Consider the following 24695-nt stretch of genomic DNA (forward strand, 5'->3'; position numbering starts at 1 on the left):
ATGCGCAGGCCAACTTACCCAGAATCGCGGCCGATAGCCCAGCGCAGTTGCCGCACCATGCCACGCAATAAAGCAACTTCTTCAGCATTTGGTTCAGCCCGCAGCAAGATCTGCCGCAATTTCCCCATTCGTGCCCGAGCGGTGTGGGGATAAAGAAAGCCCACATTCAGTAGTAATGCCTCAGCATCCTGGATGGCTTGCTCCAGCTGTTCATGGCTTGCTAACGGGCTATCGAGTGCTTGAAGGGGCGCACAAGCATCCTTTTGCTGTTCCAATTGTTGCTGAATTTCAGCAAAGCAAATGGCAACCGCATGGGAAAGATTTAAAGATCCGTAGCCAGGGCCAGTGGGGATTCGCAGCAATCTTCCAGCTAAAAGCAACTCCTCCTTACTTAAACCGTGGTCTTCGCGGCCAAATACCAAACCCACCTGGGCTGGACCTGCTTGGGGCTCCAGCAACCAGCCAATTGCTTCTTTGGGATTGTGATGTTGGCGTTCTTGGGCCTCGATGCGGCCAGAACAGGCCACAACCCTGCGGCAATCGGCTAATGCAGCGCTGAGGCTGCTGTGAAATTCCACCTTTTCAAGCCATTCCCCCCCGCGCACTGCCATCAAGCTGGCCAGGGGATCGCCGGGTTCGCAACGGGGATTTACCAGCCGTAATCTGCTTGGTTTGTAATTTGCACATAATCTTGCAACGCTGCCCAGATTTAGGGGCCCTGCGGTTTCCACCAACACCACCACTAAATTTGCAGATATCACTGCAGCGTGTGCAGATGGGCGAGGAGGTCGGCCATTGATTGGGGATCGGGTTGAAACTTAGGCATCGGTGGAGTGTTTCCACTAATTACTTGTTGAATTAATGCCTGATCACGTTTGCGATGGCTTACGCCGTGCAGATTTGGCCCAACTACGCCCTGGCCGGCAATGCCATGGCAACCGGCACAGTTAATTAAAAACAATTTTGAACCCCGATCCTGATCCCCCTGCAAGGCCAAACTGCTTTGCGTATATGGATCTTGGCGGCTGTTGCCATATAAAAAAAATGCCAAAAATACAGCTGCAACCAAAGCAATTGCCACTAACGCCGTGATCAAACCGCGGCGTTGGGGCGCTTCTGAAGCGTTTGCAACCTCATTTACTTGTGTTTGCGTCAATGCAGTTCACTTCATTAGTTGTTGTGGAAGCACAGGTGAGGGTGCTGCAGGTCTTAAATTGAATGAACAAATCCTATCTACAGAAGCTGGTCGATGATTGAACCACTCCTTTGCGGCATCGTTTTAGGCCTGATCCCCGTAACCCTGGTGGGTCTTTTCGTTGCTGCCTGGAATCAATACCGCAGAGGTAGCGCTCTCGGCGGTTGAAAGCTGCCATTGCAACACCAAGGTGCGGCCGTAACGGCGACGGTGTAGCTGCTGCCATGGCTCGATGCATTGTGGGGCCTCATCCCTTGAGCATTCCAGTAATAAAGATGCTTCTGGGGTAAGAAATTGCCCTTGCTTTATGCCGTTGCAAATCACCCCGTATAAGTTTGATTTGTAGGGCGGATCGGCATAAATAAATGAAAACGGTTCTACCGATGCTTTGTTTTGGTGGCGATCAAGCCACCAACTCACCTCAGCTACCGCCAGCTGCCATTTGGCTCGATATTCATCCCCCAACGCCAGCAGATTGCTGCGGGCAACAGCTGCAATACGGCGATTTTCCTCCACCAACTGCACAAAGCTTGCTCCGTGCAGCAAGGCTTCACAGGCCATAGCGCCACTGCCACTACAAAGATCAAGCCAACGGCTTTCCTCTAACTGGGCTCCCAAGGAATTCATCACCGCCTCCCGCACTAGGGCAAGGGTGGGACGCGCCACTATCCCGGGGGGGCTTTGTAATTTTTGACCATTGCTAAGCCTCATGGCAGGGTTTGCAGCCAACGCCGCAGCATCAGTAAGCCTGCATTACCTGATTTTTCAGGATGAAATTGAGTTGCCTGCAGCGCTCCTCTCCCAACTGAAGCCACCACCTTGCTTGTGCCATAAGGGGCATAGGCAGTAATGCAGCTGGGATCAACTGGAATAGCGGCATATGAATGCACGAAATACATCCAATCTGGAGTGCTGCCTGGCACAAATAATGAATTGCTAGCTGTTAATTCCAGCGGTGCCCAACCCATGTGTGGTATTGGCTCCCCCGGTATTTGCGGTAGAGGCGCTACTTTTCCTGCCAATAGTTGCAAGCCTGGCAAGCAACCTTCATCACTACTTTCAAATAACAATTGCAAGCCAAGGCAGATGCCGAGCAGAGGCTTTTGCTGCCCCACCCACTGCTGTAATGGCAACACCCAGCCCCCTTCTGAGAGCCTTTGCATCGCTGGATCAAATGCTCCCACCCCGGGTAAAACCAGTGCCGATAGCTCAGCTAGTTGTGCTGGTTTTTGTATAATTAGGGTTTGGGCATTTAATTTAACTAATGCCTTTTCTACAGAATGCAGATTACCCATTCCGTAATCGATTATGCCAATCATTGCGGGTAATGGCTCAGATCAAGGCCATTTAAATAATCGATCAGTGCGTATAAACCACCTATCTGGCGTTGATCAAAAGAAAGCTCTAAATTGGAGCCGCGTCCAATATTATTTGTGCTGTAAATCTCTCCTTCAAGCAATATGTGGCTAAATTGTTTATTTATTAACTTTAGTTCATTTTCCGGTAGGTAATAGTTCAGGTTTAATTGCAACTTGTTTGCGTTGTAATGGCTGGCCTTGAAAACTTTATAAAACCCATTAATCAAATGCAAAGCTTGCTTGGCTGAATTTGCGCTGCGGTAAATGCAACTGTCTTGAGTTGAAACAAAGCCGCGCTCTAGCAGGCTTGTATCTATGTAATCTTGCCAACTATCCCAATAGTTATCCCCCAATGGAGCAAGTAATACCACTGGCACTGGTGGATTCTTTGCGGTTTGGATCAGGGTAAGGGCTTCAAATAATTCATCTAAAGTGCCAAAGCCACCCGGTAGCACTACAACTGCATCGGTTTCACGCAAAAAAAATAATTTTCTGGTGTGAAAATAACTAAAGCTCAGCAGCCTTGTCGGGCTGTCGATATATTTATTTGTCAAATGTTCAAATGGCAGTTGCACATCTAAACCAAAAGATTTGTCAGTGCCTGCACCGCGATTTGCCGCTTCCATTACACCGCCGCCGGCGCCGGTCATCACTTCAAAGCCGCAATTCACAGCCCCCTCTGCCAACTCCATGGCAAGGAGATAAGCAGGATCGCTTACCTTGCTGCGGGCGGAACCGAAAACCGCCAATTTGCGGATATTGCGATGGGGATGAAACAGAGCAAAAGCTGCTGCAATATCCGCCAATGTGGCTTCGACTAATTGCCAATCGTTTGTATTGGCTGCTGATCTACTGATCTCCAGCAAAGTTTCCAACACCCTTGAAGCAGCTGCTCCATGGGGATGATCTATCAGCGCATCTGCTAATGAGCTGAGCGGCTTGCTGATGGCTAACTCCCTTAAAGATATTTAGAAATCGTGCTGGCCAAGGTGTTTTTGGGTACGGCACCAACCACGGTGTCTACTTTTTGACCACCTTTAAAAACCATCAAGGTAGGAATACTGCGGATCCCGTATTGACTAGCAACATTTGGATTCTCATCGGTATTCAGCTTCATCACCTTGATCCGGCCTTCAAATTCCTTGGCAATTTCATCAACGATTGGGGCCACCATGCGGCATGGCCCGCACCAAGGGGCCCAGAAATCAACCAACACAGGAACATCGCTCTGCAGCACGTCTTGGTCGAAAGAGGCATCAGTAACGGCAGCGGCGCTCGACATTGCTAGTTAGGAAACGATATTCCAATCTAGCAACGCAGTTAGCAAGCGCCACTTGCTGAAGCGTTGTGTAAGAACAAAGCCCGGACGCGCCGGGCGGGTGGTGTGAGGAGTGTGAGGCCGAAGCCACACTCTTCCATGTTACGGCCTCTGTTATCAAACTTTTTCTACTTGCCCATTCCCAATTGCTGCGCTTTTTGATAAACCTTGCCTTCAGTTAGTAAAGAAGGGGCCACCACCACCTCCACCTGCTGCATTTCTTTAATGGTGCGGGCTCCAAGGGTGCCCATTGAAGTGCGGATGCAGCCCAATAAATTCTGGGTGCCATCGTCGAGATTGGCCGGACCTCGCAAAATTCGCTCAAGGCTGCCGGTGGTGCCCACCTTGATGCGGGTCCCCCTTGGTAAAACGGGGCTTGGCGTGGCCATTCCCCAGTGAAACCCCCTACCTGGGGCTTCAGCTGCCCGGGCAATCGGTGAACCGATCATCACGGCATCAGCGCCGCAAGCCAGGCATTTGCAAATATCCCCTCCGGTAATAATTCCGCCATCGGCAACGATTGGAACATAGCGACCACTTTCTTTTTCATAGTCGTTGCGGGCAGCAGCGCAGTCGGCAACGGCAGTGGCTTGGGGAATACCGATCCCGAGCACACCGCGGGAGGTGCAGGCAGCTCCAGGCCCTATTCCCACCATTACTGCTGCAGCACCGGCCCTCATCAGTTGCAGCGTTACCTCATAAGTAACGCAATTGCCGATGATTACAGGGAGCCCCATGGTGCGACACAGGTTTTCCAGATCAAGGGTTTCCTGCCCTTCAGGGCCCTGGTGATCTGTGCTCACAACGGTGGCTTGCACAAAAAATAAATCCGCCCCTGCTTCTGCTACGGCCTTGCCAAATTTCAATGCAGCCATTGGGGTTGCACTCACAGCCGCGATTCCGCCGGCTTGTTTGATTTCAGTAATCCGTTGGCGGATCAGTTCTTCTTGCACCGGTTGGCTGTAGAGCTCCTGCATCAAGGTCACAAAATCCTCCTTACCCACCGCTGCAATGCGATCGAGCACTGGATTCGGATCGCTGTAACGGCATTGAACCCCTTCCAGATTGAGCACTCCGAGGGCGCCTAAGCGGCTTAATTCCGCCACCATCGCCGCATCAACCACTCCATCCATGGCGCTAGCGATTATCGGAATCTCTCGCTTAAAACCGCCTACCTGCCAGCTGCTGTCAACAACCGCTGGATCAACGGTGCGGCCGCCTGGCACCAGAGCAATTTCATCGATCCCATAGGCGCGACGCACGGTGCGGGAACGGCCTAGTTGAATATCCACCGAGTGGCCTCTGCTTAAGTAAGGCTCAAGTTATCAATCAGCCGTCGTTTGGGCTGGTATTCAACGTTATTGGCGCCCTGAAAATGAACTCCAAGCGCTGCTTATGCGGCCAATAAAGAGCTTGCGCTCATCGCTTTTCACTAATTTTGGGCCGGCAAATAGGCCAAGCCAAATCAAACCCACTAGTTCTAAAAGCCTTGGCAGCATCGGTATTGCATCGAGTGTGCCCAGTACTGCGCCCAGCAAACGCAGAAAAATAATCAGCACAATCGCTATGCCCACAGCTTTAAGGGGGCGTTGGCTTTGTTCCCAAATTTGTTTGGCCTTGCCATCACCAAGCCAGGTGTTCAAAAGCCCAAGCAATTCCTGCCACTCGCCACCTTCTGCAGCGCCCTCAGCCGCGCTGCTAGTGGCAGGGGCTGAAATGGTGCTGGCTATTGGGTTAGGCGTTTCAGTTTTGAAATCGCTCAAAGAATCTGGAATTTCCATCAAACTTAAGTTTGCAGGGAGCTGACTTTACCGCTGTAAATCGAATATTTGATCGGGGATGTTTAGCTATCTAAAGGATGCAAGCTGCCTTCTGGCTCTAAGGGGGCATCCCAGGCCCGAATTGGGAAGCTGCCATCTTTTAATTTTTGGCTTAACAACTCGGTGTGGCTATCGCCAAAGTTAAGGCTGCATGCCGGCGCTGCCCGCACTAAACGACCATCCACCTGAATTTTGCCCTTCAGCAGAGCGCCGTAGCTCACAGTGCCAAAACTAGGTTTAATTCGGCGCGGTATTGAGAAATCTAAAACTGGCGCCTCGAGGCTTTCATCGGGCACAGCGGCTTGGCGGGCCTGCTTTTCATTTAGCAGTAGTACCGGCGCTGAAATAGCGATAAGTAGGGCTGCCCCGTGGCCCTCAAACCAGCAGGGTTTGAGCCATTGGCGTTGCAGCCCTTGCAGATTTACAGCTGCGGCCACCGTTGCCCCCGGCGCCCTTGCATGGCCGCTTAATTGGCGCCGGCAGCTGGGTTGATGGCCACTGCCAGGCCCAAGCACCTGGCCAATGGCGCCCGCTATCAGTAGTGGTTGGCCTGGCCCTAACTGGCTCAAGCCGGGCATGCTGAGGCCAATGCTGCGGGCTCCGCTGCAACTGAAAAGAGCATTGCCAAAGGGGCCCAGTAGCCCCCCGATAGGGCCTGGCAGCAACCCCTCTGCGCTACTTACCGCCACCACACCGTTTTCACTGATTGCCCTGCTTAAAAACAGGCGTGCAGTGCCGAGTTGTTTGAGTTGCAAGCGGCTTTGGAATTCGCGGCGGGGGTGCAGCGTGGTGGCTTCCCCCAGTAATTCCAGGGGCAACTCCTCCCCCATTAACAATTTATCCAATATTTGGGCACCGGCGCGGCGACGGGTGCTATCCAAACCACCACCAATCGGCAGGCATAGCTCCCCTGGCCCAAACCCACCGCTTGCTTCCACCCCTCCCAATTTGGCTTGTTTTAAACGCAGCGGGGGATCGCAGGGGCCAAGGCTGAGCCAAATTTGCCCTTGATCGGTGAATTCACAGCTGCCGGCAGCCACCACATGGGTTTTGCTGTAGGCGGCCTCTAGGCCTTGGCTTGCTGCCAGCTCGCGAAATTGCAAGGCCGTGCACACCTGCAGCTTTCCTGCCCGCTGCAGTTGACGCAATTCTTCTGGGATTCGTGGCCGGCAGGCCATAGGGGGCATCTGGGTAGCTAATATTGGCTGTTCGTCTGGCTTAGCGCAGTAGGTAGTTCCATGGCGGATCCCACCGGATCAACGGAAGGTTCCCCAGAAGGTTCCACCGAAAGAATCATCCAAACCGATCTGCGCATTGAAATGTCGCGCTCCTATCTGGAGTACGCGATGAGCGTGATTGTGGGAAGGGCTTTGCCCGATGCCCGAGATGGCCTCAAGCCAGTGCACAGGCGCATTCTTTACGCGATGTATGAGCTGGGTTTAACCAGCGATAGGCCTTATCGCAAATGCGCTCGTGTTGTTGGTGAAGTACTTGGTAAATATCATCCCCACGGCGATACAGCCGTCTACGACGCCCTCGTGCGTATGGCCCAAAATTTCTCAATGCGGGCACCATTAATTGATGGCCACGGCAATTTCGGTTCGGTAGACAACGATCCGCCTGCTGCAATGCGATATACGGAATCTCGTTTGCAGGCACTTACAACAGATAGTTTGCTGGAGGACATAGAGAGCGAAACCGTCGATTTCATCGACAACTTTGACGGTTCGCAACAGGAGCCAACAGTGATGCCGGCCCGGGTGCCCCATCTATTACTTAATGGCTCCAGCGGTATTGCCGTTGGTATGGCAACTAATATTCCCCCCCATAATTTAGGTGAATTAATTGATGGAGTATTAGCACTTATTGCTAATCCAGATCTGGATGATCGTTCATTGATGATGATAATTCCAGGGCCTGATTTCCCAACTGGTGGGCAAATTCTTGGCCGCATGGGCATTCGTGAAACTTATACAACCGGCCGCGGCTCCATAACAATGAGAGGTGTTGCTGCAATCGAAACCCTTGAAGTTAAAGGGCGCCCAGATCGCGATGCAGTTATTATCACTGAACTTCCTTATCAAACTAATAAAGCAGCTTTAATTGAAAGAATTGCTGAATTAGTAAATGATAAAAAGCTAGATGGTATTTCAGACATTCGCGACGAGAGTGACCGCGATGGTATGCGTATCGTAATTGAATTACGCAGAGATGCTTACCCGCAGGTCGTTTTAAATAACTTATACAAAATTACACCGCTCCAAAATAACTTCAGCGCCTATATGCTCGCTTTGGTGAAAGCTGAGCCTTTGGTGTTAACGCTGCGGCGAATGCTTGAGGTATTTATTGAATTCAGAATAGAAACAATCGAGCGCCGCACTCGTTATTTACTGCGTAAAGCTCAAGAAAGAGATCATATTTTACTCGGTTTATTAGTGGCATTAAATGATCTTGATGCGATCATTAAGCTCATTAGGCAGGCGGCAGATGCTGCTACTGCAAGGCAAGAATTAACACTTCAACATGGGCTCACTGATATTCAAGCCGATGCAATTTTGCAAATGCAATTGCGCCGACTCACAGCGCTTGAGGCAGATAAAATAAGACTTGAACACGAAGACCTATTAGCGAAAATTGCTAATTATCAAAATATTTTAGAGCAGCGCGAACGCGTGCTTGAAATAATTGAAACTGAATTAAAGCTACTAAAAGAACGCCACAACACCCCAAGACGTACCGAGATCTTAGATCTTGAAGGTGGGCTTGAAGATATTGATTTAATTGCTAATGAGCGTTCGGTGGTGCTGCTAACCGAAAACGGCTACCTCAAAAGGATGCCTGTTAGCGAATTTGAATCCACCAGCCGCGGCACCCGTGGAAAAGCCGGCACTAAAAGCCAAGGAGAAGAAGCTGTTTGTTTATTTATTAGTTGCAACGACCACGACGCGTTATTGCTCTTTTCTGATCGTGGTGTTGTGTATTCAGTGCCCGCCTATCGGGTGCCGATCGCTAGCCGCGCCGCTAAGGGCACTCCAATAGTGCAGTTGCTGCCGATTCCACGGGAGGAAAAGATCACTTCAATTCTGGCTGTTTCAGCTTTTGAAGATGAGGTGCAGTTGCTGATGCTTACAAGCGGGGGCTACATCAAGCGCACCCCATTATCCGCCTTCTCTAATATCCGCTCCAATGGCTTAATTGCCATCGGTTTGGAGCCATCAGACGCCCTCAGATGGGTGCGTTTAGCCAAAGTTGGCGACAGTATTTTGATTGGCTCCTTAAAAGGAATGGCGATTCATTTCCGGATTTCAGATGAGGAATTAAGACCCCTTGGTCGCTCAGCCCGTGGTGTGCGTGCCATGGCGATGCGGGATGCCGACAAGTTGGTAAGTATGGATGTGTTGCCGATGGAACTAGCTGATCGCATTGCAAATAGCAACATCGAAGTTAGTGAAGCGGCAGGTGAAGTTGATTCAGAGGCAGAGATCCCAGCTGTTAGTGAGGGCCCATGGGTGTTGGTAGCCACCGCATCCGGCCTTGGCAAACGGGTACCGGTTGATCAATTCCGTTTGCAAAAACGTGCTGGTATGGGATTACGAGGCATTAAGTTCCGCCGTGATGGCGATACCTTGGTGGGTTTGCGGGTAATGGGGGAAGACGAGGAGTTGTTACTTGTTAGCGAAAAAGGTGTGATTGTGAGATTGCAATCTGACGCGATTCCCCAACAATCAAGGGCTGCTACTGGTGTGAGGCTTCAGAAGCTTGATTCAGGTGATCGATTAGCTGAGGTGGTTTTGGTGCCACCAGCTTTAGAAGCAGAGGAAGAGGCTGCTGTGTTGGATATTCCCACTGTTTCAGATATCGAAGCCTAATGATGCAGAAGGCTGGGGTTGATTTCTGGATCGCAAACACGATTACAGATTTAATCCAGGGCGATGTAAAAGAACATCTCCCAATGGAATCAATTCCTTTGGATGGTGATGTGTTGGGCATGGGCACCACCACGAGTATCGATAATGGTGAACTCAGCTTTTTACGTAATCAAAGCGGCAACACCACTATCTGGAAATGTGAAGCAGCTGATGCTGCAATTCGTGCCTTGCGGCCCGGCGACGGCAGTGCTCATTTCCCTTATGTTTGCTTTACGGGGGATGCTTCTTCTCTGCGGGTGTTACTCGACCCAGCTGAACTTGGCGACGTGATAGATAAACCTTTGCAGGCAGTGGTAGCAAACGCTATTGAGCTTCTCAAAAGCCAAGGTCGAATTGAAGCAGCACCAATTTATGGCTTTCGCCTGGAATTGGAATGGCAATGCCTTGTGATTACGGTGGCCTCAAAACTTTGCATGGGCCAGCAGCGTCGTAATTCTGGCGTCGCCCGCAGCGAAAGCAGCGATGGCATCGCCGCTAGCAGTATCTACGATCTATTGCAGCACTATCGCCTTGCGCCGAAAGATCCAGCTATCGCAAGCGATCCAGTGCGTTATTTGGGCAATTCGCTGGATTGGGATTGCTGTGGTTTTTTTGATACCAACCCAAGTAGTGGCAGGGTTACGGTGCCAAATCCTGATGCCCATCTCCATATTCATGGTTGCAGCAGCGATTTGCGTTATGGCGGCCATTTGCACCACGAGCATCCAGGTAGCCGTTTAAAAGCAATAAAGCGTTTCGCTATTTATCCACTCCAGCAATTGCATCGCCTCAGTAGTGATCTGGCTATTGAAGCATTGCAATTTACTGCTTCTGTTATCAGCTTCACTGTGGTTAATAGAGGTGCTATGGATGTGAGCGATGTGGGAGTTGCAATTGTTGTAGATGATTGCTACTCGAGCCATCAATATTTACGTTTACCATGGCTTGCAGCTGCTGCAAGTGAGCAATTTGAGCTCACACTTTGCCTAGCAAACGGCCCCCATCGCTTGGAAGTGATTGCTGATCCTGAAGGGGAAATAATTGAACAAGCCAGTCAGCAATGCAATAACCGGGCGCATTTAGATCTTTTGCTCTGATGCAATCCCCTGTTGATGTGCTCGTAATTGGTGCAGGTCCGGCTGCTTTATGTATTGCTGCTGCATTAGTGGAAAGGGGTTTACAGGTGCAGGGTTTGGCACCCCATCATCCCGCTGAACCATGGCCAAACACCTTTGGTATTTGGGGCCCGGAGTTGGATGAATTAAACCTGCAGGATCTGCTTAAGCATCGCTGGAGCAACTGCAACAGCTATTTCCCTGACATTATTAAACATCAATTTAATTATGGCTTATTTAATAAAGATGCACTTCAGAAGTATTGGCTTGATCAATGCTTAGAGGCTGGTGTTCAATGGCAATTGGGCTCAGCAGTAATGGTGGAACATTATGTCAAGGGCTCGACTGTTATCAGCGCTGAAGCCGAACGTTTTACTGCTCGCATTGTGATTGATGCCAGCGGCCACAAATCGCCCTTAGTGCAGCGGCGGCAAGAAACAGTTGTGGCAAGCCAGGCAGCCTACGGAATTGTTGGGCGCTTCTCAGCGGCGCCAGTGCTGCCAGATCAATTCGTGCTAATGGATTACCGTTCTGATCACCTAAGTGCAGCTGAAGTAGATAACGAACCAGCAACTTTTCTCTATGCAATGGATTTAGGAGCTGATTTATTTTTCGTAGAAGAAACCTCTCTTGCCCTCGCCCCTGCTGTGCCCTATGAGCTTTTAAAAGAACGGCTGCTGAGGCGTTTAGCAAAGCGAAATGTAGAACCTGTGGATGTGATACACGAAGAGTTTTGTTTATTTCCTATGAACTTACCGTTGCCTAACTTGCAACAGCAGATATTGGCTTTTGGTTCAGCTGCCAGCATGGTGCATCCAGCTTCTGGTTACCTAATTGGAGCTTTATTACGCCGCGCCCCAAGTTTTGCAGATGCAATTGCTGCAGGTATTGCTGATCCAGAGTTAGCTGCTGCTGTTATTGCGAAATCAGCCTGGAGGGTTTTGTGGCCCTTTGAGTTGAGGGCCAAACGTGCAATTTATTGCTTTGGTTTAAATAAATTAATGCGATTTAAGCAAGAAAAGTTACAACAATTTTTTGTAAGCTTTTTCGCTCTACCTCAGCAGCAGTGGTTGGGATTTCTTACTAATCAACTAACTTTTCTTCAGTTGCTTGCGGCGATGTTGCGTTTATTTATTAGTTCTCCTTTTGGGGTGCGCTGGGGCTTGCTTCTGTAATTGCTCCGCTGCAGCTGCTGCCCTGACCTGCGGTGCAACCATAGCAATGATTGGCAGTATAAATTTCATTTCCTGCTAAATCTTCAAGTATTATATTACTAATATTTGGTAAACTTGTTTTATTTTGCAGCGCCAAAGGTAGATTTAGCATCTGATTAAAATCGCAATCGTATAAAGAGCCATCCGCTGCTACCGATAAGGTTGTGCGGCACATTAAGCCGCATATACTAGCGGGGTTAAAAGCTTCTACTAGAGATTGCATATATATATTTGTGCGTTTTTTTGCTTCTAATCCATCAAGGAATCTAGCAATTGGCATATTGTTAAGCCCGATTAGTTGATCGAAACTTACTCCTTCCTTCTTTAATTGTTCGCGCCAGTGTATTTGATCGCAGCTGCTTAATTGTTGTAGTGCTTCTCCAGGAGGATTGCTCATTAAATTTAAAAGCAGGGCTGGATTGCCTCTGCCGTAGCCCAATTGGTTTAACTGGCGCAGGGCTTGCATTGATGCTTTCCAGGTGCCGTCTCCCCTTTGCGCATCGGTATTGGCTTGATCGCAGCTGGGCAAACTTGCCACGATCTGCACCCGCTGCTCCGCCAACCAAGCGGCTAAACCAGCAAGGGCTGGTATCAGCAGCACCGTGAGATTGCTGCGGTTTATTACTTGGCAGCCCTTGGCACGGGCGGCTAGTACCAAGGTTTTGAAATGGCTGTGCAATTCAGGGGCGCCACCGGTTAGATCAACAATTTCCGGTTGCAATTGGTTTATTGCCTTGATGCATTGGGCCACAACCGCACCCCCCATCTGGCTTGCCCCTTGATGCGGACCGGCCTCCACGTGGCAATGGCTGCAACTCATATTGCAAAGTTTGCCCAGATTTAGCTGCAGCACTTTCAATTGCTGGCTGCGTTTTAAAGGTGAAGCAATTTTTTCTTTAAAGCTGGGCGTTGCCGCCAGGGTTACGGGGTTTGCCAATCGCTTGGATCCACCAAGGGGAATAAAGAATCTTCTTGTTCCAGGGCATCAAGCCAACTTTTTTCTGCGGCACTACTGCGATGGTTTGGTTTCAGTACCTCAATCAAGCGCCAAAATCGATTCAAATGGCGTTGGATTCGTTCTTTTGCTAGTTCTGTTGTGGTGCCAGCCCGCAAAATGAAACTCCAATCAGAAGATTGGGCAAGCAGTAATTCCCTTGCCGCTTGGCGCAAACAACGTAAACGCTGCGGATTTTTTTTGCCTTGTTCGTAGTTGCTAGCTGCCACCATGGCTAGGGAAGCTCGATGCCAATCGGGCACCACCCAGGCATTGCTCTCGCTTAACCAATAGCAGTGATAACCACCCTGCCCCCAGCTTGAGGGCGACGGCCTACACACCTGTAAATCCACCCCACTGCTCAAGCTGCCTTGCAAGCTGATGAAATTAAGGCCTGCTGCAGCGCCTTGCAGAAAAACCTGTTCAAGAAATTGGGGGCCTTCAAACCACCAATGGCCAAACAGTTCCGCATCAAATGGAGCCACCAATAAAGGGGGGCGATCTATTAATTCGTTTAATCCACGCAATTGCTCTAGGCGCGCTGCCACATAGCTGCTGCCATGACGTTTAGCTGTGAGGGCAGCAGCATTCGGCTCGTAAGGCAATTTTTTATTAAGGGGGCAGTCGCCGCCACTTACCCGTCTCAGCTTTAGCCCCAATGGTCTGCTGCTCAAGATGCCGGCGGCTTGCAACTCGCCCTCTTCTAAATCCCAACCGAGATCGCGATGAAATTCGCGATAAGAGCCATCACCTGGGTAGCCATCACTGGCAGACCACACCGGCAAGGTGGCTTCGCTGTCGCGGCCAAAAAAGGCAACCGAGTTTGGCGAACAAATGGGTGCATAAACCCCATAGCGGGGCCTCGGCAGGGCATGGAGCAAACCGTGGGCATCAAGCACGGCGTAGCGCAATCCCGCAGCTGCTAATTGCTGATCTAAGCCTTCGTAGTAGGCACATTCCGGCAACCAGATGCCCTGCGGCTTTACTCCTAAAAGGCGTTCATGCTCCCTTACAGCAGTAAGTAATTGCCCCCGCACCGCCTCCACCGGATCCCGCAGCAAGGGCAAATAACCATGGGTGGCACTACAGGTAAGGAGATCAAGCACCCCCGCTTTTTGTAAGGCTGCAAAGCCACGGATTGGTTCGCCTCCTAAATCGGCAAAAGCCTGGAGTTGAAGCTGGAAATGTTGCAGCAACTGGTTGGCTGCCTCTTCCTCCTCCGCTTTTGCTCGCTGCAATAAGCCAATGCGCTGCTCTAACCAGAGGGGAAAGCGCTCTTGCAACAAAGAATCATTCAGCAGCGACAGCAGGGTGGGGGAAAGGCTCATCGTGAGCCTGGGGTTAAGGCCATTGCGCTGACAGCGCTGCAACATGCCCATAAGGGGCAAATAGCTCTCAACTAAAGCTTGAAAAAACCAATCTTCTTCAAGGGAACCAGGATCCCTGCTACGCACGTAGGGCAGGTGGCCATGAAGCACCAAGGCCAAAGCGCCAGCTGCCATGGTTATCTATAAGTGCTTTCAGTTTACGGCCCCCCCGGCAGTTCATAGAGTTGCAACAGAGCTAAATAAGGAGGACGCGTTTTTCGCGATGCACTGATGGCTAAGGATCCAGGCCGAGTTTTGATTTTTGACACCACCCTTAGGGATGGGGAGCAATCTCCTGGTGCCAGCTTGAATCTGGATGAAAAGCTCGCCATTGCCCAGCAACTGGCCCGCTTGGGGGTTGATGTTATTGAAGCAGGCTTTCCGTTTGCTAGCCCTGGCGATTTTGATGCTGTGCAGCGCATTGCCAGCAATGTTGGCAGCGCAGATGGACCCATAATTTGCGGCTTAGCCAGAGCCACTAAAGGTGATATCAAAGCCTGCGCAGATGCGGTGGCGCCCGCCGCACGCCGCCGCATTCACACTTTTCTTGCCACCAGCGACATCCACCTGGAACATAAGTTGCGTAAAAGCCGAACTGAGGTGCTCGCGATTGTGCCTGAAATGGTTGCTTATGCCCGTTCCTTTGTGGAGGATGTTGAATTCTCGTGTGAAGATGCCGGCCGCAGTGATCCTGAATTTATGTATGAAGTAATTGAAGCAGCAATCTCTGCTGGAGCTGGCACGATCAATATTCCAGATACTGTTGGTTACTCAACCCCAGGTGAATTTGGCGCCTTAATTGATGGCATAAATAAACATGTGCCAAATATTCAAGATGCGGTAATTTCTGTGCACGGTCATAATGATCTTGGTTTAGCGGTAGCTAATTTCCTTGAAGCTGTTAAGTATGGCGCCCGGCAATTAGAGTGCACAATTAACGGAATTGGAGAAAGGGCTGGAAATGCATCTCTAGAAGAATTAGTGATGGCTCTACATGTAAGACGGTCATATTACAATCCATTTCTGGGAAGAGAAGTAACTAGCCAGGAACCCATTACTGCAATTCGCACTGAAGAGATTTATAAAACCTCCCGTTTGGTAAGCAACCTCACTGGCATGGCTGTGCAGCCAAACAAGGCGATTGTTGGGGCGAATGCCTTTGCCCACGAAAGTGGAATTCATCAAGACGGTGTTTTGAAAAATCGCCTCACTTACGAAATTATTGATGCGCGCACCATCGGACTCACCGATAACCGCATCAGTCTTGGCAAATTGAGTGGTCGCAGCGCTGTGCGCGCTCGCCTTGAGGAGCTTGGATATACGTTGCAAGGTGATGATTTGGATGATGCATTTGCGCGGTTTAAAGAATTAGCTGATCGCAAGCGTGAAATTACCGATCGTGATTTAGAAGCCATTGTTAGTGATCACACTCAACAATTAGAGGCCTACTATCAATTACTTGGGGTACAGGTGAGCTGCGGCACTAATTTGCAACCCACCGCCACAGTTACTTTGAGCAGCATCGATGGTGAGCAGCGCACTGTTGCCTCTATTGGCACCGGTCCGGTTGATGCGGTTTGCCAAGCCTTAAACCAATTGGTACAGGTGCCTAATGAACTGGTGGAATTTTCGGTGAAATCAGTTACTGAAGGCATTGATGCCATGGGTGAAGTAACAATTAGGCTGCGCCACGATGGTCGTTTGTATTCAGGCCATGCCGCCGACACCGATGTGGTGGTGGCAGCAGCTCAAGCATTCGTGAATGCCTTAAACCGTTTGGTTAACGGCTTGCAACATCAACCTCTGCACCCTCAGCAGGCCCCCCTTCCGGTTTTATGAGGGTTCGTAATTACTCTCTTATCGGGCGGGCGCTGCAGCTAGGGCTTTTGCTTTTGTTCGCTCTGCTAATGCTTACGCCGCTGTTATGGCTGTTGAGTACTTCGCTCAAAGGTGTTGCTGAAGATATTTTTAGTAGTCCGCCAGGGCTTTTGCCAACTCAGCCGAGCTTGCAGGCCTATGGCACTCTCTTTAACCAGAGCCCTATGGGGCAATACTTGTTAAATAGTGCCATGGTAAGTGGTTTTAGTGTGATAGCAAATTTATTATTTTGTTCCCTCGCTGCATTTCCTCTCGCCCGCATCAAGTTCCGCGGTAGAGGGATGGTTTTAGCCTTGGTTGTGGCAACGATATTAATACCTTTTCAGGTGGTAATGATTCCCTTATATGTATTAATGGTGCAATTGGGTTTGCGTAATACTTTAGTAGCTTTGATCCTGCCTAATGCCGCCACAGCTTTTGGCATATTTCTACTGCGTCAAAGTTTCCTTGCAGTGCCAGTTGAGCTGGAGGAGGCAGCTCGGATGGATGGCTGTAGCCCCGTTGGTGAGTGGTGGAATGTATTAATCCCGGCGGCTCGGGCAGATTTAATTACTTTAGGAATGCTGGTTTTTATTGGAACTTGGAGTGATTTCTTATGGCCGTTGGTAATTTTAGACGATCCCAATCTCTATACTTTGCCATTGGGTTTGCAGCAACTTTCAAGTAGTTTTTCCTTGGATTGGCGCTTGCTCGCTGCCGGCTCAATAGTATCTATCATGCCAGTGCTTGTTGTTTTTGTTGTACTACAACGTTTTATATTGCCTAGCGCTAGCGGCGATGCTGTGAAGGGGTGATGTAGTTAGTAGTTATTTTTTAACTACTAAATGTTTTGCGAGCTGGAATTGGATATGGGATGCGTCTGTGGCGCATCCGTTTCCACACTTGCACAAATGCCTTAACCAGTAACTCGAACTCAGCTATTTCAAGTCCGCTCATGCTTAGCTGGCCGTCATCGCGCCGGGCCTGAATTATTCGCCGCACGGCGGAGTGGGCTTCTCTTTCGTTTGTTTCAGGGGGCATTGAACGCAGGGCTGCTTCGCAACCATCAGCCAGCATCAGCACTGCTGTTTCTTTTGATTGGGGCCTTGGGCCGCGGTAGCGAAACGGCTTTTCGCTGGCATTTGGGTTTTGTTCCCTGGCCTTATGTAAGAAAAACCCCATTCGCAATGTGCCTTGATGTTCTGGAATGAAATTTGAAACTGGTTTTGGCAGCTTGTAACGGTGAGCAAGCTTTAGCCCCTCATCTACATGGGCCTGCAAAATTTCAGCGCTGCGCCAAGGATCGTTTAGGTGCTCGTGGGGATTGGTACCACTTTGGTTTTCAATAAACCATTGGGGCGCGTGCAGTTTCCCAATATCATGATAAAGAGATCCTGTTCTAGCAAGATCTATATCACCGCCAATTGCTCTTACCCCTTCTTCCGCCAGGCTGGAAATCATCAAGGTGTGTTCAAAGGTGCCAGGTGCTTCTGATGCCAGTTTGCGTAGCAGGGGTCTTTGTAGATCGCTCAGCTCTAGTAGCCGAGAACGGGTAACAAGCCCAAATTGGTTTTCCACAAATGGGGCCAGCAATAACCCCAGCAGCAACAGTCCCCCCATCAATATCCCCTCCGCCAGCAGCTCACCTCCCGGGGCCCGCCCCTGAAGTTGCAGCCATAAAGCCTGCGCCAACAGCGCCGCAACTGTTAATAAAACGCTGTTTTGCAGCATTTCCCCCCTGGAGCGCTGGCGGCCCGCCAGCAGCGTTGCCACCACTGCTACCCCAGCTGCCACCAGCATGCGACCTGTCCCAATGCTGCTTAATGGGATTGGCCACAACAGTGTGGCTAAGGCCAGCCAACTAAGCCCGCAGGCGGGTCCGAGGCCCTCCGCCAATAAAACGCTGGGGGGCACCAGAAGTGCAAGGGCGCTTGCCGAGGCGCCAAACCAAAGTTTTGCCCCTTGCACAAGCGCAAGGCTTCCCAGCACCAAAAACGCCTGGGATACCTCCAAGCTTGGTTTCCAGCGGCGGCAGATCAGCAGCAATAAAATTGCACCAAAACTGGCTTCTGCCCAACGCTGTATAAATAATTGTGGGGCAACACGACGGCTGATTAGGCCGAAATTATCGAGAACGTCGTAGGCCCTTTGGCTAATAGCTTCGCCGCGACGGGTAATTACTTCCCCAGCGCGCACTTGAAATTTTGGTATACCTTTTTGCTGAACAAGATCATTAAGCAGGAGTTGGGTGAGGTTGTAGTCGATCCGCAGGTTGGTGTTGCCCTGAAGAGATCTAGTAATTAATTTCGCGCCAAGGCGGCGGTTTGGTTCGGGCAGATTTCCAAGTTGTAGCCAGCTGGCTTGAAGTAGTTGGCCAGGGGCGAGGGTTGCTACTACCCCTTGTGCCAACATTTTTTGTTGGGCTAGCCGTAGCTCCTGGCTCCAATTTTGCAGGGTTTGGGGGGCTGATTCTTTTAGAAAAAGCAGCTCACCAGGGTTGAGATTTACTGGGGGCAGTTGTTTTTCATCCCCCCTGCTGCTGCTCAACAGTTCCTGCAACAGGCGCTCAAGCCTTTCTTGAAGTTGGCGACTGGCAGCGGCATCGCTGATTTGCACCTGTATGCGCGGTCCGAGTTGAGAGCGGCGTTGCTGCATGGCTTCGCTATCAACAACTGTTCTGTTGCTGGGGGCTCGCACTTCAAACGGTGCTGGCACCCCTGGCCGCAATGTGGGCTGCACCAGCCAGGGCCAGGCCGATAACAACCCCACCAACATGCAGCCAAGCAGCAGCAGCAAGCCGTCTTGGCTTGTCCAGCGCACAGGCAAGCGCCATGGCATCTCCTGGCGCAACCAGCGACGCCAAAAACTTTCAGCTTTGAGCCACTGCCTTTGAAGCCACTGCCTTGCGAGCCATTGCCTCTGGAGCCATTGCCTTTGGAGCCACTGCAACAAAACTGGAGCCACCAACGCACTAACCGTCAAACTGACGCTAGCTCCTGCAATTGCCATGGCGGCGCAACGCTTAGATGGACGCCTCCTGGCGGCGCAGCTTGAATCCACTTTGGCGGCTTCTATTGCCGCAGGTTTAAGCAAAGGGATTCGCCCACCTGGGTTGGCTGTATTGCGAGTTGGCAACGACCCAGCCAGTGGCGTCTATGTGGCAAACAAAGAAAAGGCCTGTGCCCGCATTGGCGCCATCAGTTTTGGTTGTCATCTGCCAGCTGATATCAGCCAGACAGAACTGGAAGCAGAACTGCAACGGCTAAATAAAAACCCTGCCGTAGATGGCATTTTGGTGCAACTACCGGTGCCGGCATCAATAAACGACAGGGCTTTATTGCAAGTTTTAGATCCCGCTAAAGATGCCGATGGGTTACATCCGCTCAATTTGGGGCGGTTGCTGCGGGGGGAGCCAGGGCCCCGCAGCTGCACTCCCGCCGGAGTTATGGCCCTTTTGAAAGAAGCTCAAATCCCCCTAGAGGGAGTGAGGGCGTTGGTGGTGGGCCGCAGCATTTTGGTGGGCCAGCCGATGGCTTTGATGCTTCAGCAAGCAAATGCCACCGTTACTGTTGCCCACTCCCGCAGCCTTGATCTTGAGGGGCTCTGCCGTAATGCTGAGTTAGTTGTGGTGGCTGCAGGGCGGCCTGAATTAATCGGAGCAGCTCACATAAGCCCTGGAGCTGTGGTGGTGGATGTGGGTATTCACCGCCGAAAGCAAGGGGGGCTTGTTGGCGATGTGAAATTTGAGGAAGTGGAACCCTTGGCAAAAGCAATTACGCCGGTGCCAGGAGGTGTAGGCCCCATGACCGTAACAATGCTGCTACTGAATACAGTGAGGATGTGGGCGCAGCAGCATGATTTAAGCGAGCCCTGTGCAGGCCTGTGATTGCTTTTCTGCTTCCCCTTTCGATCAACCTTCTTGCGGCAGTGCCTTTGCAATCCGGACGGGTTGTTGCAGTGGAGGACGGCCATGTGTTGCAGGTGCGATTGGCCAACTTGAACCGGCGCGTGCGCTTGGCCTGCGTTGATGCTCCAGATCAAAGCCAGCAACCCTGGGCGCAGCAATCACGGGCAGCTTTAGCGGCGGAATTACCTGTGGGCACTGCGGTAACAGTTGAACTGAGGGCTAGAGATGTATACGGGCGGATCGTTGGGATAGTGCGGCGGGGCGGCTTTGATGTGGCTCCGGAGATGTTAAAAACCGGAATGCTTTTTGTTCATGATGGTTATCTAGGCCGTTGCGACGACCTCCCCTACGCAGCTGCCGAAACCACTGCAAAGGAATTAAATGTGGGGGTGTGGAACGAGCCCGGCGGTATTAAGCGCCCCTGGGATTTGCGCTTAGAGAGAAACAAATCCAACCAGGAGCCATGAATTGCCCCTTGCTGGAGGAGAATCCTTAGATCTCGAGCCCCCACGACCTCCGCCCATGATCGCTGCGGTCTGCGCTGGCTTTGATTTCCAGCAATATCTAAACAAAGGCCGCGAACGGGTAGAAGCAGCCCTTGAGGCTGCTTTAGGCCCGGAACGGCCGGAATCTTTGCGTGAGGCGATGCGTTATTCGCTGCTGGCAGGCGGTAAACGCTTGAGACCAATCCTTTGCCTTGCCAGTTGCGAACTCGCAGGTGGTGATTCAGCCCTGGCGCTGCCAACAGCTACCGCCTTAGAAATGATTCACACCATGTCGTTGATTCACGACGACCTGCCGGCTATGGATAACGATGATTTGCGTAGAGGGCGCCCCACTAGCCACAAGGTTTATGGGGAAGCAACTGCAATCCTTGCCGGTGATGCGCTGTTAACAAGGGCCTTTGAAATGGTGGCCCTACGCAGCCCAGGGGTGGAACCAGAAAGGTTGCTGAAGGTGGTTGGCGAAATGTCGCTGGCGGCTGGTGCCCCGGGCCTAGTGGGCGGGCAAATTGTTGATCTGGCCAGTGAAGGGGTGGAGGTAGATCTAGACACACTTGAATATATTCACCTACATAAAACAGGTGCTCTGCTGCAAGCATCTGTGCTCACAGGAGCGATGATTGCAGGGGCTGAAGAAAATTTATTGCTTGCCCTGCGCCGTTATTCAAGAGCTATTGGGTTGGCATTTCAAATTATCGACGACATTCTCGATGTAACAGCTAGCAGTGAAGTGCTCGGTAAAACCGCGGGTAAAGATCTTGCCGCTGATAAAACGACCTACCCGAAGCTGCTGGGGCTTGAGGCATCCCGTGAACGGGCAGAAAATCTTGTTAAGGAAGCCCGTGAGGTGCTCGAACCCTGGAGTGCAGCTGCCCAACCCCTCCTCTCCCTTGCCGGTTACATCACCGCTCGCGACCGATGACTTTTCTTCAAGCAACTCCCTTAGCGGCCACATTTTTTAATAACGGCGCCCTCACCTGGGGGCTTCTTGCCTGTGGCTTTGCCCAACTCTCAAAATTATTTGTTGAGCTGGTGCAACAGCGCCGTTGGCGCTTAGCGGTGTTGTTTGAAACCGGTGGGATGCCCTCCAGTCATTCCGCCTTTGTAACCGGCACTGCAGCTGGAATCGCTTGGGAGAACGGTTTGGATTCCCCCCTTTTTGCCCTTGCTGTAACGGTGGCTTTTGTGGTGATGTACGACGCCAGCGGTGTGCGCATGGCAGCAGGAAAGATGGCCGAACGGCTTAACCAAATCAGCACAAACCAGGGTTTGGCAGTTTTAAAAACCAGTTTGGGGCATACAAAATTGCAGGTTTTTGTAGGAGCTTTGCTGGGCCCTTTGGTGGCTCTACCAGGTGAGGCCTGGCTCGGTAGCCCCTTAATGCTGGCCCAACGTTTTGGTTTTTTCCAGGGGGTTGGTTGAACTGAGTTATCCCGATGGCTCCGTTTTAACAAGCCAACAAACCATTGCTTTAGAAGCGTTTACGGTATGGCTAAACGAACCTGCCGCCGGCCAACCATTTGTTTTGAGTGGCTATGCGGGCACCGGTAAAACATTTTTATCAGTGCGCTTTCTTGCCCTTGCAGATCAGGCCGGCCTCTGTTGGACCGTGGCAGCCCCCACCCATAAAGCAGTGGGGGTATTGCGTTCGGCCTTAGAAAACCAAGCTTTGCGGCCCACCTGGTATCCCTCCACCATTCATCGTTTATTGCGTCTCAAGCTCAGTCGCCAAGAGGAACGCGAAAGCTGCGAACCCACCGAACAAACAGCCACCGCCCTTGAGCAGATCGGCCTCGTGCTGCTGGATGAGGCTTCGATGGTGGATAGCAGGCTTTTAGAAATCACCCTGCAATGCGCCCATCCCTTTGGCACCAGGCTTGTATTTGTTGGCGATCCAGCCCAGTTACCTCCAGTTGGCGAAAGCAGCAGTGCTGTTTTTGCTTTGCAGCGTGCGGCTCAATACCAGTTAACGGAAGTGGTGCGCCATGGCGGCCCTGTATTGCGTTTAGCCAGTGGCTTACGCACGGGTGCGCTCCCTAGCCGTCAAGCACCACTGATGGCGGCGATCAGTTCAACAGAGGGGCAGGTGGCTGTGGTGTGCCGTGATGAGTGGATTGCAGAAGCTCAGGCAGCCCTGCGGCTCAGTAGCGAACGGCTTGATCCCGACCATGCCCGTTTGCTGTGTTTTACGAATCGCACCTTGGAGCGCTTGGTGCCGATCGCCCGCCGCGCCTTGCATGGCGACATGGCCGATCAGCTTTCGGTGCTGCCAGGGGAGGTTTTGATCACTAGGGCTGCGGTAATGGCGCCCGCCTGCCAAGAGGGTTTAGCCAACAGCGAACAGGCAGATCTGGTGTTGGGCTCCAATCGTGAGTTAGTTGTGCGTGATGTGGCACCGGATCGCTGTGATTTAGCCGATCTTGGTATTGCCGATGCCCCAGTAATTGAAACCCTGAGGGTTGATGTGGAGGCTGGCGAAAGCCAATTGCGATTGCGTTTAGCTCCAGCTCCGGGCAGTGATGGGCGCCAACGTTTAGATCTTGCTCTTAACGATCTGCGCAGCCGCGCCAAAGGGGCAGCTGGAAAGCAAAGAAGCCTTTTATGGCGTCAATATTTCTTGCTGCGGGATGCTTTTGCAGCAGTGGGCCCAGCAGCGGTGTTAACGGTGCATCGCAGCCAAGGCAGCAGTTTTGGCGATGTATTCGTTGCTCCTGATGTTTATTGGCCCAAGGAGGAAGAGGTGCGCCGCCAACTTATTTATGTGGCAGTGAGTAGGGCGCGGCGGCGGGTATGGCTTGTGGGTAGCAGTGATCAACCTTTAAAAGAGCAAGAGCTTTGGCGGGAATGGCTAACTAATGATTTGAAACTGGCCTAAGCCAGCCCAGCCCTGCCAGCTCAAATAGGCAGCCAAAGCCAAACTCAAGCCGCCAAGAATCAAGCTGCTGCGGTCTTCAATTAGTTGCTTTCCTCTTTGCAGCCAAGGTTGCACCCGCCCACGACCAATGAGTAAAACCAAGATCGGCACTAATAAAAATAAACTACTTATTAGGCTGTAGTAAATAATTAGGCCGATTTCAGTGGTCTTTTCATTTACGCCCCCGTGAATAAGAGCAGCGCCTTTGGCAAGTAAAAAAAGATTATCTGGGCTTAATACCAGAGTTACTGGAGCCACAAACATCATTACCAACAAGGGAAATTGGCCAACCTTTTCCAGTTTGTGGATCCAGCCTTCCGAGAGATCTTTATAGCCTTCAGGTTTTGGATCCAGTTCGCGAATACCCAAAGCCAATAGGGCGCCAGCAGCGAAAAGATCAAGCCCCACCTGTTGCACGCTGCCCCGTTCCATCGAAAGAGTGAGGGAGCGCCCAACTGTTAAGAGCAGTGTTATGACGATGCTGTTGGAAAGAAACCAAGCGAAACTAAATAGGCTGGATCGCAGTAATGGTGCAGCCCCCAGCAGCAAAAGAAAAACTAAGGCGATATCCAACGGACTCAATGCCACCGCCAAGCCGCAGGCGGTTAATTCCGTAATAGTTCGGGTTATAGGCACGGTGCGTTCCAGCGCAGTAATACTTGATTCTCTCTCTCGAAGCCCAACACACTGTTGGTGCCGGTGCCAAGGGCCAGTTGCCTGCCGCCAATGGCGCCAAGGCCCATCCAGGTGCCCGCCAGGCTGCGCAAGATATGACCATGGGCGAAAAGAGCTACATCGCCATCTACGGCTAGAGCCGCTGCGATCATCTGGGTGCAGCGGCTGGTAACCGCAGCTGCATCTTCACCATCTGGGCAGCCATGGCTCCACACACTCCAGCCCGGCACTGATTGGCGGATTTCAGGGGTTGTGATGCCTTCGTATATGCCGTAGTTCCATTCGCGCAGTAGTTCATTGATCTCAGCTACAGCGCCTAAGCCTGCCAACTCACATGTGCGCCGTGCCCGTTGCATTGGGCTTACCCATACGTGGCTGAATTGTTGCTGGGCCAATAGGGGCGCAAGGGCTTCTGCTTCAGTTTCCCCCTCCGGTAGCAAGGGAATGTCGCTGGTGCCGGTGTGGCGACCATTGCGACTCCATTCGGTTGCCCCATGGCGCAGTAACCAAATCTCTTTGCCTTTGTTCATTTTTAGCTGGGGTTGGTTCG

Annotated in this window: 24 protein-coding genes and 1 pseudogene; 11 read left to right on the forward strand and 14 right to left on the reverse strand. The window is 51.4% G+C overall.

The annotated features are described in order from the left end of the window. Positions 1-14 precede the first annotated feature (14 nt). Positions 15-761, reverse strand: a complete 747-nt coding sequence (locus tag AC2JC8_RS02425) for an RNA methyltransferase (RefSeq protein WP_484399645.1) — start codon at positions 759-761, stop codon at positions 15-17. Continuing rightward, positions 758-1156 carry a c-type cytochrome gene (locus AC2JC8_RS02430; RefSeq protein ID WP_484399646.1) on the reverse strand — a complete coding sequence of 133 codons (399 nt, stop codon included), beginning with the start codon at positions 1154-1156 and terminating at the stop codon, positions 758-760. Before AC2JC8_RS02430 ends, AC2JC8_RS02425 begins: the two co-directional genes overlap by 4 nt. A 93-nt stretch (positions 1157-1249) precedes the next feature. On the opposite strand from AC2JC8_RS02430, the gene petG reads away from it, so the two are divergent. After that, positions 1250-1363 carry a cytochrome b6-f complex subunit V gene (petG, locus tag AC2JC8_RS02435; protein ID WP_015110794.1) on the forward strand — a complete coding sequence of 38 codons (114 nt, stop codon included), beginning with the start codon at positions 1250-1252 and terminating at the stop codon, positions 1361-1363. A 24-nt stretch (positions 1364-1387) separates the two neighbouring features. Here the strand turns inward: petG and AC2JC8_RS02440 are convergent. From AC2JC8_RS02440 to AC2JC8_RS02470, 7 genes and pseudogenes are all read right to left on the reverse strand, one after another. Further along, positions 1388-1906: pseudogene (locus AC2JC8_RS02440) on the reverse strand (RsmD family RNA methyltransferase); the annotation flags it as partial. Next, positions 1903-2514, reverse strand: a complete 612-nt coding sequence (hisH, locus tag AC2JC8_RS02445; RefSeq protein WP_484399647.1) for an imidazole glycerol phosphate synthase subunit HisH — start codon at positions 2512-2514, stop codon at positions 1903-1905. The pseudogene AC2JC8_RS02440 and the gene hisH, both read right to left, overlap by 4 nt. Then, entirely contained in the window at positions 2511-3431 is a 921-nt protein-coding gene (locus AC2JC8_RS02450) for an LOG family protein (protein ID WP_484594148.1), read from the reverse strand. The genes hisH and AC2JC8_RS02450 overlap by 4 nt, the downstream gene beginning before the upstream one ends. Before the next feature lie 80 nt (positions 3432-3511). Beyond that, positions 3512-3835: a thioredoxin gene (trxA, locus tag AC2JC8_RS02455; protein WP_106500694.1), complete on the reverse strand. Its 324-nt coding sequence runs from the start codon at positions 3833-3835 to the stop codon at positions 3512-3514. Positions 3836-3999: 164 nt separating this feature from the next. Then, positions 4000-5163 carry a GuaB3 family IMP dehydrogenase-related protein gene (locus AC2JC8_RS02460; protein WP_295473601.1) on the reverse strand — a complete coding sequence of 388 codons (1164 nt, stop codon included), beginning with the start codon at positions 5161-5163 and terminating at the stop codon, positions 4000-4002. Between the two features lie 66 nt (positions 5164-5229). After that, on the reverse strand, positions 5230-5652 hold the full coding sequence (locus AC2JC8_RS02465; RefSeq protein ID WP_484399650.1) for a CAAD domain-containing protein: 423 nt from the start codon (positions 5650-5652) through the stop codon (positions 5230-5232). Between the two features lie 62 nt (positions 5653-5714). Further along, a complete protein-coding gene (locus tag AC2JC8_RS02470; RefSeq protein ID WP_484419798.1) occupies positions 5715-6869 on the reverse strand; it encodes a homocysteine biosynthesis protein in 1155 nt (384 codons plus the stop codon). Between the two features lie 60 nt (positions 6870-6929). Here AC2JC8_RS02470 and gyrA point away from each other — a divergent pair, with 60 nt between their 5' ends. The 3 genes from gyrA to crtL are packed head-to-tail and all read left to right on the forward strand — an operon-like array spanning position 6930 to position 11889. After that, a complete protein-coding gene (gene gyrA / locus AC2JC8_RS02475; protein ID WP_484399653.1) occupies positions 6930-9560 on the forward strand; it encodes a DNA gyrase subunit A in 2631 nt (876 codons plus the stop codon). Beyond that, positions 9560-10696 carry a CARDB domain-containing protein gene (locus tag AC2JC8_RS02480; protein WP_484399654.1) on the forward strand — a complete coding sequence of 379 codons (1137 nt, stop codon included), beginning with the start codon at positions 9560-9562 and terminating at the stop codon, positions 10694-10696. Before gyrA ends, AC2JC8_RS02480 begins: the two co-directional genes overlap by 1 nt. Next, positions 10696-11889 carry a lycopene beta cyclase gene (gene crtL, locus AC2JC8_RS02485; protein WP_484399655.1) on the forward strand — a complete coding sequence of 398 codons (1194 nt, stop codon included), beginning with the start codon at positions 10696-10698 and terminating at the stop codon, positions 11887-11889. Before AC2JC8_RS02480 ends, crtL begins: the two co-directional genes overlap by 1 nt. On the opposite strand, the gene arsS is transcribed toward crtL, so the two are convergent. Further along, on the reverse strand, positions 11849-12865 hold the full coding sequence (arsS, locus tag AC2JC8_RS02490) for an arsenosugar biosynthesis radical SAM (seleno)protein ArsS (protein ID WP_484594149.1): 1017 nt from the start codon (positions 12863-12865) through the stop codon (positions 11849-11851). The two genes, crtL and arsS, sit on opposite strands and share 41 nt — an antisense overlap. Then, the gene (locus AC2JC8_RS02495) at positions 12850-14424 is read right to left on the reverse strand and encodes a glycoside hydrolase family 57 protein (protein ID WP_484594150.1); all 1575 of its coding nucleotides are present in this window, start codon (positions 14422-14424) and stop codon (positions 12850-12852) included. Before AC2JC8_RS02495 ends, arsS begins: the two co-directional genes overlap by 16 nt. 96 nt (positions 14425-14520) lie before the next feature. Here AC2JC8_RS02495 and AC2JC8_RS02500 point away from each other — a divergent pair, with 96 nt between their 5' ends. Both AC2JC8_RS02500 and AC2JC8_RS02505 read left to right on the forward strand, forming a co-directional pair. Continuing rightward, positions 14521-16128: a 2-isopropylmalate synthase gene (locus AC2JC8_RS02500; protein ID WP_484399659.1), complete on the forward strand. Its 1608-nt coding sequence runs from the start codon at positions 14521-14523 to the stop codon at positions 16126-16128. Beyond that, on the forward strand, positions 16125-16961 hold the full coding sequence (locus tag AC2JC8_RS02505) for a carbohydrate ABC transporter permease (protein ID WP_484594151.1): 837 nt from the start codon (positions 16125-16127) through the stop codon (positions 16959-16961). The genes AC2JC8_RS02500 and AC2JC8_RS02505 overlap by 4 nt, the downstream gene beginning before the upstream one ends. A gap of 19 nt (positions 16962-16980) precedes the next feature. Here the strand turns inward: AC2JC8_RS02505 and AC2JC8_RS02510 are convergent, their stop codons facing one another. Next, the gene (locus AC2JC8_RS02510; RefSeq protein WP_484419812.1) at positions 16981-18984 is read right to left on the reverse strand and encodes an HDIG domain-containing metalloprotein; all 2004 of its coding nucleotides are present in this window, start codon (positions 18982-18984) and stop codon (positions 16981-16983) included. Positions 18985-19153: 169 nt separating this feature from the next. On the opposite strand from AC2JC8_RS02510, the gene folD reads away from it, so the two are divergent. From folD to AC2JC8_RS02535, 5 genes are read left to right on the forward strand one after another with little or no spacing between them, the layout of a single operon-like run. Further along, positions 19154-20032 (forward strand): bifunctional methylenetetrahydrofolate dehydrogenase/methenyltetrahydrofolate cyclohydrolase FolD, encoded by an 879-nt coding sequence (gene folD / locus AC2JC8_RS02515; RefSeq protein WP_461556344.1) that lies wholly within the window; start codon positions 19154-19156, stop codon positions 20030-20032. Then, complete coding sequence (locus AC2JC8_RS02520) at positions 20029-20520, forward strand: thermonuclease family protein (protein ID WP_484399663.1); 492 nt, start codon at positions 20029-20031, stop codon at positions 20518-20520. The genes folD and AC2JC8_RS02520 overlap by 4 nt, the downstream gene beginning before the upstream one ends. Positions 20521-20575: 55 nt before the next feature. Beyond that, on the forward strand, positions 20576-21478 hold the full coding sequence (gene crtE / locus AC2JC8_RS02525; RefSeq protein WP_484399664.1) for a geranylgeranyl diphosphate synthase CrtE: 903 nt from the start codon (positions 20576-20578) through the stop codon (positions 21476-21478). Continuing rightward, on the forward strand, positions 21475-21978 hold the full coding sequence (locus tag AC2JC8_RS02530) for a divergent PAP2 family protein (RefSeq protein WP_484399665.1): 504 nt from the start codon (positions 21475-21477) through the stop codon (positions 21976-21978). Before crtE ends, AC2JC8_RS02530 begins: the two co-directional genes overlap by 4 nt. A gap of 1 nt (position 21979) precedes the next feature. After that, the gene (locus tag AC2JC8_RS02535; RefSeq protein ID WP_484594155.1) at positions 21980-23431 is read left to right on the forward strand and encodes an ATP-dependent DNA helicase; all 1452 of its coding nucleotides are present in this window, start codon (positions 21980-21982) and stop codon (positions 23429-23431) included. On the opposite strand, the gene AC2JC8_RS02540 is transcribed toward AC2JC8_RS02535, so the two are convergent. Both AC2JC8_RS02540 and AC2JC8_RS02545 read right to left on the reverse strand, forming a co-directional pair. Then, complete coding sequence (locus AC2JC8_RS02540; RefSeq protein ID WP_484399666.1) at positions 23405-24106, reverse strand: GAP family protein; 702 nt, start codon at positions 24104-24106, stop codon at positions 23405-23407. The genes AC2JC8_RS02535 and AC2JC8_RS02540 overlap by 27 nt on opposite strands. Further along, the gene (locus AC2JC8_RS02545) at positions 24097-24675 is read right to left on the reverse strand and encodes a histidine phosphatase family protein (RefSeq protein ID WP_484399667.1); all 579 of its coding nucleotides are present in this window, start codon (positions 24673-24675) and stop codon (positions 24097-24099) included. The genes AC2JC8_RS02540 and AC2JC8_RS02545 overlap by 10 nt, the downstream gene beginning before the upstream one ends. Between the last annotated feature and the right edge of the window lie 20 nt (positions 24676-24695).

The organism is Synechococcus sp. (genome assembly GCF_982614295.1).

Bases quoted from the DNA above. Each gene is read 5' to 3' on its own strand.
- petG (WP_015110794.1), top strand. From the start codon at position 1,250: ATGATTGAACCACTCCTTTGCGGCATCGTTTTAGGCCTGATCCCCGTA.
- hisH (WP_484399647.1), bottom strand. From the start codon at position 2,514: ATGATTGGCATAATCGATTACGGAATGGGTAATCTGCATTCTGTAGAA.
- trxA (WP_106500694.1), bottom strand. From the start codon at position 3,835: ATGTCGAGCGCCGCTGCCGTTACTGATGCCTCTTTCGACCAAGACGTG.
- AC2JC8_RS02465 (WP_484399650.1), bottom strand. From the start codon at position 5,652: ATGGAAATTCCAGATTCTTTGAGCGATTTCAAAACTGAAACGCCTAAC.
- AC2JC8_RS02470 (WP_484419798.1), bottom strand. From the start codon at position 6,869: ATGGCCTGCCGGCCACGAATCCCAGAAGAATTGCGTCAACTGCAGCGG.
- gyrA (WP_484399653.1), top strand. From the start codon at position 6,930: ATGGCGGATCCCACCGGATCAACGGAAGGTTCCCCAGAAGGTTCCACC.
- AC2JC8_RS02480 (WP_484399654.1), top strand. From the start codon at position 9,560: ATGATGCAGAAGGCTGGGGTTGATTTCTGGATCGCAAACACGATTACA.
- crtL (WP_484399655.1), top strand. From the start codon at position 10,696: ATGCAATCCCCTGTTGATGTGCTCGTAATTGGTGCAGGTCCGGCTGCT.
- AC2JC8_RS02495 (WP_484594150.1), bottom strand. From the start codon at position 14,424: ATGGCAGCTGGCGCTTTGGCCTTGGTGCTTCATGGCCACCTGCCCTAC.
- AC2JC8_RS02500 (WP_484399659.1), top strand. From the start codon at position 14,521: ATGGCTAAGGATCCAGGCCGAGTTTTGATTTTTGACACCACCCTTAGG.
- AC2JC8_RS02505 (WP_484594151.1), top strand. From the start codon at position 16,125: ATGAGGGTTCGTAATTACTCTCTTATCGGGCGGGCGCTGCAGCTAGGG.
- AC2JC8_RS02510 (WP_484419812.1), bottom strand. From the start codon at position 18,984: ATGCCATGGCGCTTGCCTGTGCGCTGGACAAGCCAAGACGGCTTGCTG.
- folD (WP_461556344.1), top strand. From the start codon at position 19,154: ATGGCGGCGCAACGCTTAGATGGACGCCTCCTGGCGGCGCAGCTTGAA.
- crtE (WP_484399664.1), top strand. From the start codon at position 20,576: ATGATCGCTGCGGTCTGCGCTGGCTTTGATTTCCAGCAATATCTAAAC.
- AC2JC8_RS02530 (WP_484399665.1), top strand. From the start codon at position 21,475: ATGACTTTTCTTCAAGCAACTCCCTTAGCGGCCACATTTTTTAATAAC.
- AC2JC8_RS02545 (WP_484399667.1), bottom strand. From the start codon at position 24,675: ATGAACAAAGGCAAAGAGATTTGGTTACTGCGCCATGGGGCAACCGAA.